Below are 15,019 nucleotides of genomic sequence, written 5' to 3'. Positions count from 1 at the left end.
TATGAATACGTTACTTAGCTTATCGTGGCATCTAATGGTGCCAGAATTTATTATTCTCGGGGCCGCCATCCTTCTGTCCATATGTGATTTGTTTTTTAAGCTGAACCATAGATATGTAGCTCTTGGTGCGATCGCTGCCATCGTATTAGCAATTGTGTCATTAATTACGCTATATAGCGAACCAGCTGGAGATATTTTAAATGGATCGTTTGTGTTAGATGGATTTTCAAAAGGGTTTAAAACGTTGTTATTAGGCGCCTCAGCTCTCATTTTATGCATCGCAATGAGCGATGATAAGAAGAATCCGATTGAAGATAAGGGCGAATATTATTACTTATTTTTAATGGCACTTCTTGGTGCGATGTTCATGGCTTCTAGTGTTGACTTTATCACCCTTTTCGTTGGTTTAGAGTTACTTTCACTTTCTTCTTATATTTTAGTAGGAATACGAAAAAAGAACCGTGCATCAAATGAAGCGGCAATGAAATATGTCATTAGCGGAGGAATTGGAACGGCGATCACGCTCTTCGGAATGAGTTATTTATACGGTATTACAGGTTCAACTAACATTGTAGATATGCAAAAGGTACTCACTGGGGAGCTCGCTAGTGGTATTCAGTTATTGCTAGCTCTGGCATTTCTTTTATTGCTAGTCGGTCTCTCATTTAAAATTGCCACAGTGCCGTTTCATATGTGGGCACCTGATGTGTATGAAGGAGCGACTACACCTGTTACTGCCTTTCTTGGAACGATTTCTAAAATTGCTGGGTTCCTACTCATTATTCGTTTGTTCCTTATGGTTTTTGCAAGTGTATTAATACAAGGAGATATGCAATCTTTATATGGGCATATGAGTATATATATTGCGGTGCTAGCAAGTATTACGATGATTGTTGGGAATGTAGTCGCGTTAAAACAATACAACGTAAAACGTTTATTTGCTTATTCAGGCATTGCGCATGCTGGGTATTTGCTCGTTCCACTTGTGGCATTATCACCATTTACGCTGGATAGCATGTGGTTTTATATGTTGGCATACATGCTTATGAATATAGGCGCGTTTGCCATTATCCACGGTTTAATCTTACAAAACGATAAGGAAAATATAACGATTTTCACCGGATTATATAAGAAATCACCATTTGCAGCGATCATGATGACAATCTTTATTTTATCGCTGGCCGGGATACCAGGGACGGCTGGCTTCATTGGAAAGATTAACATCTTTTTAGGCGCGCTTCATGTAGAGCCAGCACATTACGTACTAGCTTCGATTATGATGGGTACGACAGTTGTTTCATTCGTATATTATTTCCGTATTTTACAACAAATGTTTTTCCGCACCGGAGAGACAGAAGAGAGGATACGGTTACCATTAAATATAAAGGTTGTTATGAGCCTTTGTGCAATTTCGATTGTAATACTAGGGATTATGCCGATGATTGGGTACAATTTCTTTTATGAATATTTTCCATTAATGAAAGATTTCTTCTTCTTAGGGAACGTGGTACAATAGTGAAAATAAAAGGTGTGGAGTCAGTACTCTGCGCTTTTTATTTTGTGTTAACTTGTAATGTAGATATACGTTTTTTGAAAGAAAATCACGATGTAAAATGTAAGATGTCTATGTGCATTTGAAAAAGTGTGGCTCCTACTTATTATGGTATCGTTTTTATATTCTTTCATAAGTAGTAGCTGAGTAAAAAGGGGTCGATTTTTTGGCACAACTTTTAGGGCAACAAGCACTGATTGCCATTGTTTCGCATTTATTGTTTATTACCATTACGTGGTGGGCTTTGCAAGGTATTCACATTGAGCGTTTAATGAAGTCCGGAAAAGTGCTGCAGACGCGAGTATTACTCATCTTAATTACAATTGCAATTGGGACATCTGTAAGTAACTTTTTCCTTGATTATTTAGGCTATTCGAAGAGTTTAACGTATTTAGTAAAGTAAGTGTATAGAACCTCAAATCTCCGTTAACAATGGGGATAGGAGGGGATGAAATTGAAGCTTAAAGCCATTCTTATTGTTGCACTTAGTGTTGTTTTATTTTTGGTTGGATATAGAGAGATGAAACCGATAAGCGATGAACAGAAAATGGAGAGCATGATTAAGGCTTTAGAGAAAAATGATGCTAAAGTAGAAAAATGGTCATGGTTAGCTAGAGAAACAAAAACAATTTCTAATATACATACGTTTCAAAAGTTGTTAAACGATGTGAAGGACAAGGCAAATATTCAAAAGTGGGAAGTAGAGCAATCTCCAGATGGATATAAAGCTACATCCTATAAAAAGTTTGCTTCTCATGAAGAACGAGTAGTAGTAACTTGGAGTAAAGAAAATACTAAAGAAAACACTTTCATTATCTTTGAAGTAAGTGGGGCGAAATGGGACCCGAAGTATGTTCAAAAAGTAAATAAAATTTTTAGTGAAAAACCTATAATTTACACTTGTGTTCAAGGTGTACTGAATGATAAGATTGAAGGTGTTTTGCAAAATAAAACCAATCAGGTTTTGAAAGATCTTTCAGCAAGAGCGATCGAACAAGTAGAAGAAAGAGCATTTGTGTCAGTCTCCGCATACAATAAAAAGTGGGATGACGCTCTTTCAACAAATAGAGAGAAAATAAATGTGCAAATAGCAATACGTTCTACAGACAACAAAGATACAATTGTGGTTGGCACACCGATCATAACTTCTGAGTATTGAGTGAATAGATACTGAAAAAAGGACACGGAGGGGAATAATTTGGAAAAGATCATCGTCCGTGGCGGAAAGCGGTTAAACGGCACAGTGCGTGTTGAGGGCGCAAAAAATGCTGTATTACCTATAATCGCTGCAGCCCTATTAGCGAGTGATGGAAAGAATGTACTATCTGAAGTACCAGTTTTGTCTGATGTATACACAATTAATGAGGTATTACGTCATTTAAATGCTGAAGTCGTATTTGAAAATAATCAAGTAACAATCGATTCTTCTAAAGAACTAAACATTGAAGCACCATTTGAATATGTACGTAAAATGCGTGCATCTGTTCAAGTAATGGGACCATTATTAGCACGTAATGGTCGTGCTCGTATTGCACTTCCTGGTGGATGTGCAATCGGTTCACGTCCAATTGACCAACATTTAAAAGGCTTCGAAGCAATGGGAGCAAAAGTACAGGTTGGTAACGGTTTTGTTGAGGCATATGTTGAGGGAGAACTAAAAGGAGCTAAAATCTACTTAGACTTCCCAAGCGTAGGCGCGACAGAAAACATTATGTCTGCAGCTACATTAGCAAAAGGGACAACAATTCTTGAAAACGCAGCGAAAGAACCAGAAATCGTTGACTTAGCTAACTTCTTAAATGCGATGGGAGCGAAAGTACGCGGAGCTGGAACTGGAACGATTCGTATCGAAGGCGTTGATAAATTATATGGTGCAAACCACTCTATTATTCCTGACCGTATTGAAGCGGGAACATTCATGGTTGCAGCAGCAATTACTGGTGGAGACATCTTAATTGAAAATGCTGTACCTGAACATTTACGCTCAATTACAGCGAAAATGGAAGAAATGGGTGTTAAAATTATTGAGGAAAACGAAGGTGTACGTGTTATCGGCCCAGATAAGTTAAAAGCGGTTGATATTAAAACTATGCCTCACCCAGGTTTCCCAACAGACATGCAATCACAAATGATGGCATTATTACTACAAGCTGATGGAACAAGCATGATTACAGAAACGGTATTCGAAAACCGCTTTATGCACGTTGAAGAATTCCGTCGTATGAATGCTGATATTAAAATTGAAGGTCGTTCTGTTATTATGAACGGTCCAAACAGCTTACAAGGTGCTGAAGTAGGCGCAACTGATTTACGTGCTGCAGCTGCATTAATCTTAGCTGGTTTAGTATCAGAAGGTTATACTCGTGTAACTGAGTTAAAACATCTTGACCGTGGTTATGTAGATTTCCATAAGAAATTAGCTGCATTAGGTGCAACTATTGAACGTGTAAACGAAAAAGTAGAAGAAGTGAAAGAACAAGAAGTTTCTGATCTTCACGCTTAATTGAAATAGTCTCTATGTCTTTTGACATAGGGGCTATTTTTTTTGGGTTATTACTGTTATAGTCAATAAATTCTATACTTATGCACGTACCAGTAAAAATATTTAGAAAATTTCCGTTTTATGCTCTTCCCCTTAAGTGTGTTCTAAAAGAAAGAGTTGTTCCATAAGAATGAATGGAGTAAAGCTTTTATATTGGGGGAAAAATAGGATGAAATTTTCAAAGCCACTTTTTATTACAGTAGCGCTCTTAATAGCGCTCGTTATCATTGTACCTGCAGCCCTTGTTATCCCATTTGCGAAAGCAAAAGTAGGGGAAGAAACGGCCTCTAAAACTCCTCCAGCGATAGAAAGTATACCAGCTCCAGGAAAAGTAGATACAGCGGTTCAAGTTGCTGTATATCGTGAGAAACAAAAGAAGGTAGAATCATTACCTATGGAGGAGTATGTGACCGGTGTAGTAGCTTCTGAGATGAATGCCAGTTTTGAAATAGAGGCACTAAAGGCACAGGCATTAGCAGCAAGAACATTTGTAGTACAACGTATGCTAAGCGGAGGAAAGAAAAATAATGCAGACGTGACAGATACGGTGAAAGATCAAGTGTACAAAAGCAAAGATGAATTGAAGAAGCAATGGGGCAATAACTACGAAAATAATTTGAAGAAAATCGAAGAAGCTGTTTCGAAAACAGCAGGACAAGTTTTAACGTATGATGGAAAACCAATTTCAGCATCCTTCTTTTCAACGAGTAATGGTCGAACAGAAAATGCAGCTGACTATTGGGGAAATGATTATCCGTACTTGAAAAGTGTAGATAGTCCGTGGGATCAAGCCTCTCCAAAGTTTACGAGCGAGCAAACATTTACAGTAGCTGATTTTCAAAAACGTCTCGGTGTGAAAGTGCTAGCAGACGGGAAGGTTGGAAACATTAAAGACCTTACGGAAGGAAAGCGCGTAAAGGATGTAGCTTTTCAAGGAAAAACATTAACGGGAAAAGAAGTTCGTGAAAAGTTAGATTTACGTTCTTCTGATTTCACGTGGAAACAACAAGGGGATAAAATCATCGTTACGACGAAAGGCTTCGGTCACGGCGTTGGTATGAGTCAATACGGGGCGAACGGCATGGCAGCAGAAGGAAAGAAATATACAGATATCGTCGCCCATTACTATAAAGGCGTTGAAATAAAGACGATGAATGATTATGAAGGAAAATTGATGGTGAAGAAATAGGTGTCAGAACTCTGGCACCTATTTTTTTCTGTTTAAAATATCATAATTTTCCATTAACTGTTTGGTATAATAGGATAAAAAGTATTTGGGGGAGACGAAATGGCGCTACTGGAGTTGAAACAGTTAGGGAAAACGAACCAGTTACCGGCAATAGAGCTAAAGGTTGAAAAAGGGCAATGTGTTGTTTTGCAATGCAATAACCATACAGCTAAAGTGTTGCATCGTATCATTATTGGTGAAGAAGAAGCTTCAACTGGCAATGTGCTATTTGAAGGTAAAGCGATTGGAAAGAAAAATTATTCTCGCATCGGCTTTTGTTTTTTGAAAGATGAGGCATATGATCGTTTGAAGGTGAAGGAATACTTTAAGTTTTTACTAGGTCTTTATGAATCGAATATGAGTACGGAAGAAATTGTACAATATGTTGGTCTTTTAGATAAGTTAAACGTTAAGATAGAAAAACTATCATTTTCAGAGAAGCGTCGTCTTCATATTGGACGAATTATGATTCATAATCCGGATCTAGTCATTTTGGAAGAGCCAGAGCAAAATGTAGATACAGAGAGTACGGTTATTATTCGAAAAGCAATCATGAAAATGAAAGAACAAGGAAAGGCAATCTTTATTACGTCATCATTTCTATCGGATGCCCTTTCGTTAACAGAGGATGTATACATATTAAACAACGATGGTGTGAAAAAGATAGAAATTGAGCAAGAGGAAGTGGAAGAAGTCGATGAAGAAAAAGTCATTCAAATGATTCCGCAAATGAAGTTAGAAAGAATACCTGCGAAAGTGAACGATAAAATCATTTTACTTGATCCGATGGAAATTCATTTCATTGAAACGCAAAACGGAGTAACACATATTCACGTTCGTGAAGGGGATTTCGTATGCGCCTTAACATTAAGTGAACTAGAAGCGAGATTAACAGGTTTTGGTTTCTTTAGATGTCATCGCTCGTACCTTGTAAATTTACAAAGAGTACGAGAAGTGATTACTTGGACTCGTAACAGTTTTAGCTTAATTTTAGACGACGAAAGAAAAAGTTCAATTCCACTTTCAAAAGGACGAATGGATGAATTAAAAGGCGTGATTGGGCTATAAAAAGTGCTCCAATAAGCTCAACATGCGATTCATTCACCGGTAAAAATACTCCTTTTACCGGTATTTTACTGCGTAAACCCTTTGTTTTTCATATGATTGAGTCAAGAAAAGCGAAACAAACGAACGAAAAGCGCTAAAGCGACTTTCATCTATAAAGAAGAAAAACAAAGGGGATGAAGAAATGACATTGGCAATTGAAATGAAAGATGTAATGAAAAGTTTCAGTGGAAAAACGGCACTTCGAAATGTAAATATTGAGGTGAAGCAAGGAGAGATATTCGGATTCCTCGGACCGAGTGGATCTGGTAAGACGACAACAGTAAAAATTTTAACTTCTCAATTGCTTCATAGTGTTGGAACGGTAAGAGTATTAGGGAAAGATATTACAGGACCAAGTAGCATCGATTACAAACGAATTGGTATTTTAACAGATAACAGCGGCTTATATGAAAGACTTAGCATTTATGATAACTTACTATTATTTTGTGACTTATACGATTGTAAAAAAGAACGAATCAATGAAGTACTAGCACAAGTAAATTTATTAGATGATAAAAAAACACCAGTAAAGAAACTATCAAAGGGAATGAAGCAACGCGTCACACTAGCAAGAGCAATCCTTCATAAACCAGATATTCTCTTCTTAGACGAACCAACATCTGCACTCGATCCAGTAAACGTACAAAACATTCATAAAATCTTAAAAGACTTAAATGAAGAAGGAACGACGATTTTCTTAACGACTCACAACATGGATGAAGCAGAAACGCTTTGTAACCGCATTGCCTTCCTTTGTAGCGGAGAAATTGTAGCGCTTGATACGCCAGAGAACCTGCGCTTACAATACGCTAAGGATCAAATACAGGTCGTATTAAAAGATAAACAAAAAGAAGTAGTGCAAAAAGATGAATTAGGCGCAAAACGTATTTCAGAATGGATGAAAAAGGGCGAACTGTTATCTATTCATTCACACGAACCAACGCTAGGCGATATCTTTATTGAAGTTACTGGGAGGGGATTATAATGACGTTTTCAATGAGAAGATTTTCAGCTATTTTTCGGAAAGAAGTCCAAGATTTTAAGACAAATTCACAAGTGTTATTAATGGCATTTTTACCAATTATACTTTCATTTTTGTTTAGCAGATTTGGAGTAGGAAAGGAAATGTTAGGCACTACTACTATAATGGCCTTCCTATTTGTCGCAGGATTTGTTCAATCTATGGTAATTGCAGAAGAAAAAGAAAAACATACACTGCGTGTGTTGATGTTATCCCCAGCATCTTCTGTTGAAGTTCTTCTTGGAAAGAGTTTATTAACATCGGGTCTGACGATGGTCATTTGTATTGCAAATTTATTCATTTTAGATCAGTTAAATATTAATCTTCCATTGGTAGGATTGGTATTCTTATGTGGAACTATTTTGTTTATCGTGCTTGGAACAATGATTGGATTACTTGCATCTTCTGTACCACAAACATCTTTAATTGGTATGCCTATTTTAATGACGATGTATTTAGCTGTACAATTTGAGCCGATGGTTGAAAATAAAGTAATTAAGACACTAATTGAGTATCTTCCAACATCTCATATTGTAAAAGCAATCAAAAGCTTAGTAGATGGAGCTGGGTTTAGTAGTATTAGTGGGCATGTATTAAATGTTGGAGTGTGGCTTATTATTGCGCTTATTGCGTGTTTAATCGTATATAAGAAGAAACAAATGGACTAAAAACTGAGCCGAAACGCTCAGTTTTTTCTTTTTTCTATCATTTCCTCGGAAATTTTACAGTTCTTATACATATTTTTACAAATTTTGTCGAAAAGTAATTAGTTATACGTTGTATAGGATACGTGAATATTGTTCAAAATGATTGCTGAGGTGATGATGGAATGCGAGGAAGAAATAATAAAAAGTCGCAAAAGGTAGTACATTTATTTCAAAAAAGATGGGTGTTTCCGGCACTATACATTGCTTGTGCAGCGGTAATCTTAATGGTTGCGCTATGGTTCCAAGGAGCTAATCCGAAGAAGACTCCAAACCACGATCAAGCAACACCGTATACACAATCGGAAGATCCAGCAGTACCAGTAACGAAATCTTCAGAAGTAGTGAAAATGCCAGCTGCCGCGAATGCGGAAGTAGTCGTACAAAAGAAATTCTATGAAGATGCAGCAACTGAGGCGGAACAAGAAAAAGCACTTGTCTTTTATAACAACACATATTCCCCAAACAAAGGAATTGACATTGCTGCGAAGAATGGAAAAGAATTCAATGTTGCCGCTGCTTTAAGTGGTACAGTAACGAAAGCTGAAAAAGATTCACTTCTTGGTTATGTTGTAACAGTTGATAGTGGAAATGGTGTAGCGGTATCTTATCAAAGCTTAGGCAGTGTGAAAGTAGAAAAAGGTGCAAGAGTTGCACAAGGTGAAGTATTAGGAACATCCGGTCTAAGTGCAATGAATAAAGAGGCAGGCTCTCACGTTCACTTTGAAGTACGTAAAGACAATGTGGCTGTGAACCCTGAACGTTACTTAAATAAATCAGTAACAGAAATTAAAGCTGATGCAGGTGCTGCAAAGGCTACGAATGCTTCTGGTAAAAAAGCTGATGACAAATCTCAAAAAGAAGAGAAGTCAACGAGCACGAAACCAGAAAATAAAACAGAAGACAAGTCTCAAAAAGAAGAGAAATCAACAAGCGGTTCAACTAGTGACAAAAAAGAAGAACCGAAGAAAGAAGAAAAATCAACAAACGGTTCTACAGAATCATCTAACGATTCTTCTTCACAAGAATAAGAAAGTGAAAAAATCAGTTCTCATCAAGAGAATTGATTTTTTTATTTTTATCCCGCATTAACGGGCAGTAAGACCCCTACTTCAAAATTCAGTGAAAGCTAAGAAGTTAGGTCGGGGATCAACTGCCCGTAAAAGCCCGATTGGTTCAACTAATAATCAGTGGGAAATGGCACCCACTGATTAAAGTTTCACTTTATATAAAAATACTCAATTTCGAGAAAAAAGTTGTAAAAACAAGGAAAAATGACGAGATTCTCGAATATATATTACAAAAGGGAGGGGATACTGTGTCATTTTTGTTTGTTCTGTCGACTGCTATTATTTTATTGTTTGTTTTATTCACTTTATATTATTATATTGCCGGTAAGAAAGAGGTTCCCCACCATCAGTTGTTAGAAGAAGAATTGGAACGAGAAGAATGACGCCTTTTATACAAGGTGTCATTTTTTTTTGCCATAATAGTCAGTTTTAACGTATTTCTCACAAAAAAACGTAATTTTTCTTAACTTAGTCCGCAAAAATAGTGAACATGTAGCATATATCAGTAGTGCGGGCAATACAATGGTATAAACCAAAGCAAAGAGAGTGTTTGAGGTGAGAAATCGTGAATCATTTCATTATAAATCCAAGAATGTTTAACGCTTACAAACAGCACTCACACTTACTTCTTAGTCATATGCAGCGAGGCTCATTTCACCCTTCTCACATCCAAATTAGGGAGGCGAGTGGTGTGCACGATTACATCAAAGAGAGAACTATCAAGATTGGTAAGTATATCGTGGAGACAAGAAAGACAGTGCGTGTCATTGCAAAGGAATTTGGGGTATCAAAGAGTACAGTCCATAAAGATTTAACAGAACGTCTACCAGAGATTAATCCAGAGCTCGCAAATGAAGTAAAAGAAATTCTTGATTATCATAAGTCTATTCGTCATTTAAGAGGTGGAGAAGCAACAAAACAAAAGTATAGAAAAGAAGATGTAGAGAAGCCTGTACGTCAATAATGTTACAGTAGCAAACATTCCGTTCACATTCGGTAATATTTTTCAGAAGAATTCTTTTTGCGAATATTACGTTTCTGTTAAATTTATGATAAAATCAGAAATTAGGTGAAAAGAATTCGGGTGTAACCTGATTTTGAATATCGAGGAGGAAAAAACGGGAATGTTTGCGCGAGATATCGGAATTGACCTAGGTACGGCTAACGTATTAATTCATGTTAAAGGTAAGGGTATTGTATTAAATGAGCCATCTGTTGTGGCCATTGATCGTAATAGTGGTAAAGTATTAGCAGTCGGTGAAGAAGCGAGAAGTATGGTGGGACGTACGCCTGGTAATATTGTAGCAATTCGTCCACTTAAAGATGGTGTAATCGCAGATTTCGAAATTACAGAAGCAATGTTAAAGTATTTCATTAACAAATTGGACGTAAAGAGCTTCTTTTCAAAACCTCGTATTTTAATTTGTTGTCCAACAAATATTACATCAGTAGAACAAAAAGCAATTCGTGAAGCTGCTGAACGTTCAGGTGGTAAAACAGTATTTTTAGAAGAAGAACCAAAAGTAGCCGCAGTTGGTGCTGGTATGGAAATCTTCCAACCAAGCGGTAACATGGTTGTTGATATTGGTGGAGGTACAACAGATATCGCTGTACTATCTATGGGTGATATTGTTACCTCTTCCTCTATCAAAATGGCTGGCGATAAGTTTGATATGGAGATCTTAAACTATATTAAACGTAAGTATAAGCTATTAATCGGAGAACGTACTTCAGAAGATATTAAAATTAAAGTTGGTACAGTATTCCCAGGTGCACGTAGCGAAGAACTTGAAATTCGCGGACGTGACATGGTAACAGGCTTACCACGTACAATTACAGTATGCTCTGAAGAAATTACAGAAGCATTAAAAGAAAATGCAGCTGTTATTGTACAAGCTGCAAAAGGCGTATTAGAGCGCACACCACCAGAATTATCTGCAGATATCATCGACCGCGGTGTTATTCTAACAGGCGGTGGAGCTTTACTACACGGTATCGACATGCTTCTAGCAGAAGAACTAAAAGTACCAGTATTAATTGCTGAAAACCCAATGCACTGCGTTGCGGTTGGTACAGGTATTATGTTAGAGAATATCGACAGATTACCAAAGCGTGCTTTGAGATAATTTGAAAGAACTAAGGCTAATGCCTTAGTTCTTTTTTTCGTTTTTATATTTTTTTATTTTGTTTTTTTGCGAAAATGGAAGGAAAATAGAGAAATATGAAGGAAACAGGTAAAATATTCATATATATGGTTAAATTTAATATTTCCTTAATTGAAAACGTTTATAATATAATGAGTCGAATACGACATTAAGGCAAATAATGTTTCAATACATATTGCCTTTCCCTAATTTGGGCATACACTCTTTTCCACCTCCGTGTCAGTTGCAAAAATGTGCAACTATTTTAATGGAATAGAGTGTGTGCATTTTTTTTTAGGAAGTCGTGCTAAATATAAAATGTTACTTTGTAATGACAAACAATAAACAAAATGGGATAATAGCAATATGTCCAAGTGGTAAGACCAATATTACAAAAGGGGCGATTGTTACATGCTAAATATAGAACAAATTAAAGAAATCATTCCTCACCGCTATCCATTTTTACTTGTTGATAAAATATTAGAAGTAGATGAAGGTAAAAGAGCGGTTGGGATTAAAAATGTATCCGCAAACGAAGAATTCTTTAACGGACACTTCCCTGACTATGCAGTTATGCCTGGTGTACTTATTGTAGAAGCATTAGCACAAGTCGGAGCAGTTGCAGTATTAAAGAAAGAAGAAAACCGCGGAAGACTTGCTTTCTTTGCAGGTATCGACAATTGCCGTTTCAAAAAACAAGTACGCCCAGGTGATCAGCTTCGTCTAGAAGTAGAAATGACACGCGTACGCGGCCCGATTGGAAAAGGAAAAGCAATCGCAACAGTAGATGGTGAAGTTGCATGTGAGGCAGAAATTACATTTGCGATTGGTGATAAAAAAGAATAGATAGTACTAAAAAATCTCCTTGTAAAAAGACAAGGAGATTTTTTTAATTTCTGCTATATAACGATGAAACGATAATATACAAACTAATCAGAAAATAACTTGTAAATAGATGGCAATTACCATATACTTACTTTATTATTTATCTAGAAAACAGGATAAGTGATAAAGGTAATAAAGAAATAAGGGCATTGTCATATTGTTAAGGTACTTAAATAAGACAAAGTAGAATGTTATTGATTATGATGAAATGTGGGGAAATCAGCAAGAATATTAATTAGACGTATGAAATCGAGCATAAGAGAGAGAAAAGGGAAATGTCGCATTTCACAAAAGGAGATTATGAATATGTTCGGGAGAAAGAAAAGAAAACCATTACGACAATTAATTACACATAAAGAGCCTAAATCGCGTATTACAGAACAATACCGTAACATTCGTACAAATATTGAGTTTACATCTGTAGATAATCATGTTCGTTCTATTATTGTTACTTCAGCAGATCCAGGTGATGGGAAAACAACAACAATCTCAAACTTAGCAGTTGTTTTCGGACAACAAGGAAAGAAAGTTTTATTAATTGGAGCTGACTTGCGTAAGCCGACGCTACAAAACTTATTTGCCATTCATAGTTCAAATGGGTTAACGAACTTATTATCAGGACAAGCAAAACTTATGCAATGCATTCAAAAAACAGATATAGAGAACGTATATTTAATGGCAGCAGGTCCAATCCCGCCAAACCCAGCAGAACTATTAGGGAGCCAGGCAATGGACGAGGCATTAATAGAAGCATATAACATGTTTGATATTATATTAATCGACACACCACCTGTCCTTGCGGTTACAGATGCACAAATACTTGCGAATAAATGTGATGGAATCGTACTCGTTGTACGAAGTGAAAAGACGGAAAAAGATAAAATCGTAAAAGCGAAACAAATACTAGATAAGGCATCTGGAAAAATACTTGGAGTCGTTTTAAACGATAAAAGAGAAGAAAAAGAGCAGTATGGTTATTACTAAAATAGAAAAAAGCCAATAAGAAATACTTGTTGGCTTTTTTCTCATTTTGAAATTTATTTCTCAAGTTACATAGCATAAAAACATGATATGATAAATAATTTGGAAAATGATTGGAATGTGTTGTCATATTTAAGATTATTTTGTAAGATTAAACTTGTTTCTTGTGAACAAATATAGAACTGAATTATTAAAAATAAAAAATGTAAGATTTATATGTTATAATTTTTCCTATGTGTAAATTTTAGAAAGTTGGAGGAACCTATGGAAGAAACAATTAGTCTAAAAGAGTTATTTCATATCTTAAAAAAACGTTTAGCAATGATCCTCGTAATTGCCTTTGGTGCAGCTATTGTAAGTGCTATCATTAGCTTTTTCTTCATGACACCAATCTATCAATCTTCGACGCAAATTCTCGTTAATCAGAAGAAGCAAGAAGGGGCAATGTTCCAAGCCGGTGAAGTTCAAACGAATATTCAATTAACGAATACATATAAGGTTATTATTAAAAGTCCAGTAATCTTAGATCAAGTAAATGAAAAATTAAATTTAAATATGACAGCTCAAGTGCTAACAGGAAAGATTAATGTTGCGAATGAAAAGGATTCACAAGTAATCTCTGTAACAGCTGAGGATAAGGATCCCAAATTAGCTCGTGATATTGCGAATGCAACTGCAGATGTATTTAAAGGTGAAGTTGCAAAAATTATGAATGTTGATAACGTAACGGTATTATCTAAAGCAGAAGTTGCAGAAAATCAATCTCCGATTAAACCACTTCCAATGTTAAATGTGGCAATTGCTTTCGTTGTTGGTTTAATGGCTTCATTTGGTCTTGCATTCTTATTAGAATACTTAGATAACACGGTTAAAAAAGAAGAAGATGTAGAGAACTTACTTGGCTTACCAGTATTAGGAATTGTAGCTCGTATGGATGAAGAAACAATGAACGTGAAATCACACGCTCCATCATCAAGAAAAGTGAGGGGACAAACAATTGGCTCTTAATTTATTTAAAAAGAAAAAGAATCATCGTCAACGTCGTCAATTAATTGCTCATCAACAACCGAAATCACCAATTTCAGAACAATATCGTAATATTCGAACGAATATTGAATTTGCAGCCATTGATACGAATTTACATTCATTAATGGTCACGTCTGCGAATCCAAGTGAAGGGAAAACGACAACGACAGCGAATATGGCAGTTGTGTTTGCTCAACAAGGAAAAAAAGTGTTATTAATTGATGCAGATATGCGTAAACCAGCAATGCATCAAATGTTCCAAGTAGATAACATTTTTGGACTTACGAACGTACTAACAAATAGTGAACGTTTAGAAAAATGTGTACAAACGACATCTGTAGAAAATCTACACTTTTTAGCTTGTGGTCCAATCCCACCAAACCCGGCCGAATTATTAGGTTCGAAATCAATGAAAGAACTTCTTGGACAAGCATACAGCATGTACGATCTAGTTATTTTTGATATGCCGCCAATTTTAGCTGTAACAGATGCGCAAATTATGGCAAATGTATGTGATGCTTCTATTCTTGTTGTTCGTAGTGAATCAACAGAAAAAGAAACGGCAGTAAAAGCAAAAGGACTATTGGAGTCTGCAAAAGGTAAATTGTTAGGTGTCGTTCTAAACGACCGTGAACGTGAAGAAGGCTTATATTATTATTACGGTGCAAACTAATTAAAAGAGTGAGATATGGTTGAAACATATCTCCTTTTTTCCCTTGAATATGAGTGATATCTCATATTCAAGGGAAAAAAGATCTT

16 protein-coding genes are annotated in these 15,019 nt (G+C 36.2%); all 16 read left to right on the top strand.

The features are described from left to right. Position 1 precedes the first annotated feature (1 nt). The 16 genes from nuoN (at position 2) to N2V79_RS25885 (ending at position 14,933) form a co-directional block, all read left to right on the top strand. Positions 2-1,516, top strand: coding sequence for an NADH-quinone oxidoreductase subunit NuoN (gene nuoN, locus N2V79_RS25960; protein WP_053565464.1), 1,515 nt, complete (start codon positions 2-4; stop codon positions 1,514-1,516). Positions 1,517-1,718: 202 nt separating this feature from the next. Further along, positions 1,719-1,955 (top strand): DUF1146 family protein, encoded by a 237-nt coding sequence (locus N2V79_RS25955; RefSeq protein WP_000057889.1) that lies wholly within the window; start codon positions 1,719-1,721, stop codon positions 1,953-1,955. Between the two features lie 51 nt (positions 1,956-2,006). Then, positions 2,007-2,711, top strand: coding sequence for a YwmB family TATA-box binding protein (locus N2V79_RS25950; protein WP_000767913.1), 705 nt, complete (start codon positions 2,007-2,009; stop codon positions 2,709-2,711). A 39-nt stretch (positions 2,712-2,750) separates the two neighbouring features. Continuing rightward, positions 2,751-4,055, top strand: coding sequence for a UDP-N-acetylglucosamine 1-carboxyvinyltransferase (gene murA, locus N2V79_RS25945; protein ID WP_000411275.1), 1,305 nt, complete (start codon positions 2,751-2,753; stop codon positions 4,053-4,055). 208 nt (positions 4,056-4,263) lie between these two features. Continuing rightward, on the top strand, positions 4,264-5,283 hold the full coding sequence (gene spoIID, locus N2V79_RS25940; protein ID WP_000672651.1) for a stage II sporulation protein D: 1,020 nt from the start codon (positions 4,264-4,266) through the stop codon (positions 5,281-5,283). A 99-nt stretch (positions 5,284-5,382) separates the two neighbouring features. Further along, the gene (locus tag N2V79_RS25935; RefSeq protein WP_029443658.1) at positions 5,383-6,390 is read left to right on the top strand and encodes a LytTR family transcriptional regulator DNA-binding domain-containing protein; all 1,008 of its coding nucleotides are present in this window, start codon (positions 5,383-5,385) and stop codon (positions 6,388-6,390) included. A 181-nt stretch (positions 6,391-6,571) separates the two neighbouring features. Continuing rightward, positions 6,572-7,414 carry an ABC transporter ATP-binding protein gene (locus N2V79_RS25930; protein WP_095689966.1) on the top strand — a complete coding sequence of 281 codons (843 nt, stop codon included), beginning with the start codon at positions 6,572-6,574 and terminating at the stop codon, positions 7,412-7,414. Beyond that, the gene (locus N2V79_RS25925) at positions 7,414-8,118 is read left to right on the top strand and encodes an ABC transporter permease (RefSeq protein ID WP_078400607.1); all 705 of its coding nucleotides are present in this window, start codon (positions 7,414-7,416) and stop codon (positions 8,116-8,118) included. The genes N2V79_RS25930 and N2V79_RS25925 overlap by 1 nt, the downstream gene beginning before the upstream one ends. A gap of 161 nt (positions 8,119-8,279) precedes the next feature. Further along, a complete protein-coding gene (locus N2V79_RS25920; RefSeq protein ID WP_001214922.1) occupies positions 8,280-9,185 on the top strand; it encodes a M23 family metallopeptidase in 906 nt (301 codons plus the stop codon). Between the two features lie 287 nt (positions 9,186-9,472). Next, a complete protein-coding gene (locus N2V79_RS25915) occupies positions 9,473-9,607 on the top strand; it encodes a hypothetical protein (RefSeq protein ID WP_000008903.1) in 135 nt (44 codons plus the stop codon). Between the two features lie 308 nt (positions 9,608-9,915). Beyond that, positions 9,916-10,188 (top strand): sporulation transcriptional regulator SpoIIID, encoded by a 273-nt coding sequence (gene spoIIID, locus N2V79_RS25910; RefSeq protein WP_000544012.1) that lies wholly within the window; start codon positions 9,916-9,918, stop codon positions 10,186-10,188. Between the two features lie 160 nt (positions 10,189-10,348). Continuing rightward, positions 10,349-11,350 carry a rod shape-determining protein gene (locus N2V79_RS25905; protein WP_000457978.1) on the top strand — a complete coding sequence of 334 codons (1,002 nt, stop codon included), beginning with the start codon at positions 10,349-10,351 and terminating at the stop codon, positions 11,348-11,350. Between the two features lie 429 nt (positions 11,351-11,779). Next, positions 11,780-12,214, top strand: a complete 435-nt coding sequence (gene fabZ, locus N2V79_RS25900; protein ID WP_000931959.1) for a 3-hydroxyacyl-ACP dehydratase FabZ — start codon at positions 11,780-11,782, stop codon at positions 12,212-12,214. 345 nt (positions 12,215-12,559) lie between these two features. Beyond that, the gene (locus tag N2V79_RS25895; RefSeq protein WP_153592364.1) at positions 12,560-13,237 is read left to right on the top strand and encodes a CpsD/CapB family tyrosine-protein kinase; all 678 of its coding nucleotides are present in this window, start codon (positions 12,560-12,562) and stop codon (positions 13,235-13,237) included. Positions 13,238-13,498: 261 nt separating this feature from the next. After that, complete coding sequence (locus N2V79_RS25890; protein ID WP_086398018.1) at positions 13,499-14,242, top strand: YveK family protein; 744 nt, start codon at positions 13,499-13,501, stop codon at positions 14,240-14,242. Continuing rightward, positions 14,232-14,933 (top strand): CpsD/CapB family tyrosine-protein kinase, encoded by a 702-nt coding sequence (locus tag N2V79_RS25885; protein WP_086398019.1) that lies wholly within the window; start codon positions 14,232-14,234, stop codon positions 14,931-14,933. The genes N2V79_RS25890 and N2V79_RS25885 overlap by 11 nt, the downstream gene beginning before the upstream one ends. Positions 14,934-15,019: the final 86 nt, after the last annotated feature.

This window comes from Bacillus sp. CH_70 (assembly GCF_038007045.1).
Taxonomy (GTDB): domain Bacteria; phylum Bacillota; class Bacilli; order Bacillales; family Bacillaceae_G; genus Bacillus_A; species Bacillus_A cereus.
The sequence above is the reverse complement of the archived record's forward strand: the minus strand, read 5'-3'. Positions and strand labels throughout refer to the sequence as shown.

Coding starts and splice junctions, on each gene's coding strand:
- nuoN (WP_053565464.1), top strand. CDS start 2: ATGAATACGTTACTTAGCTTATCGTGGCATCTAATGGTGCCAGAATTT.
- spoIID (WP_000672651.1), top strand. CDS start 4,264: ATGAAATTTTCAAAGCCACTTTTTATTACAGTAGCGCTCTTAATAGCG.
- N2V79_RS25935 (WP_029443658.1), top strand. CDS start 5,383: ATGGCGCTACTGGAGTTGAAACAGTTAGGGAAAACGAACCAGTTACCG.
- N2V79_RS25930 (WP_095689966.1), top strand. CDS start 6,572: ATGACATTGGCAATTGAAATGAAAGATGTAATGAAAAGTTTCAGTGGA.
- N2V79_RS25925 (WP_078400607.1), top strand. CDS start 7,414: ATGACGTTTTCAATGAGAAGATTTTCAGCTATTTTTCGGAAAGAAGTC.
- N2V79_RS25920 (WP_001214922.1), top strand. CDS start 8,280: ATGCGAGGAAGAAATAATAAAAAGTCGCAAAAGGTAGTACATTTATTT.
- N2V79_RS25905 (WP_000457978.1), top strand. CDS start 10,349: ATGTTTGCGCGAGATATCGGAATTGACCTAGGTACGGCTAACGTATTA.
- fabZ (WP_000931959.1), top strand. CDS start 11,780: ATGCTAAATATAGAACAAATTAAAGAAATCATTCCTCACCGCTATCCA.
- N2V79_RS25895 (WP_153592364.1), top strand. CDS start 12,560: ATGTTCGGGAGAAAGAAAAGAAAACCATTACGACAATTAATTACACAT.
- N2V79_RS25890 (WP_086398018.1), top strand. CDS start 13,499: ATGGAAGAAACAATTAGTCTAAAAGAGTTATTTCATATCTTAAAAAAA.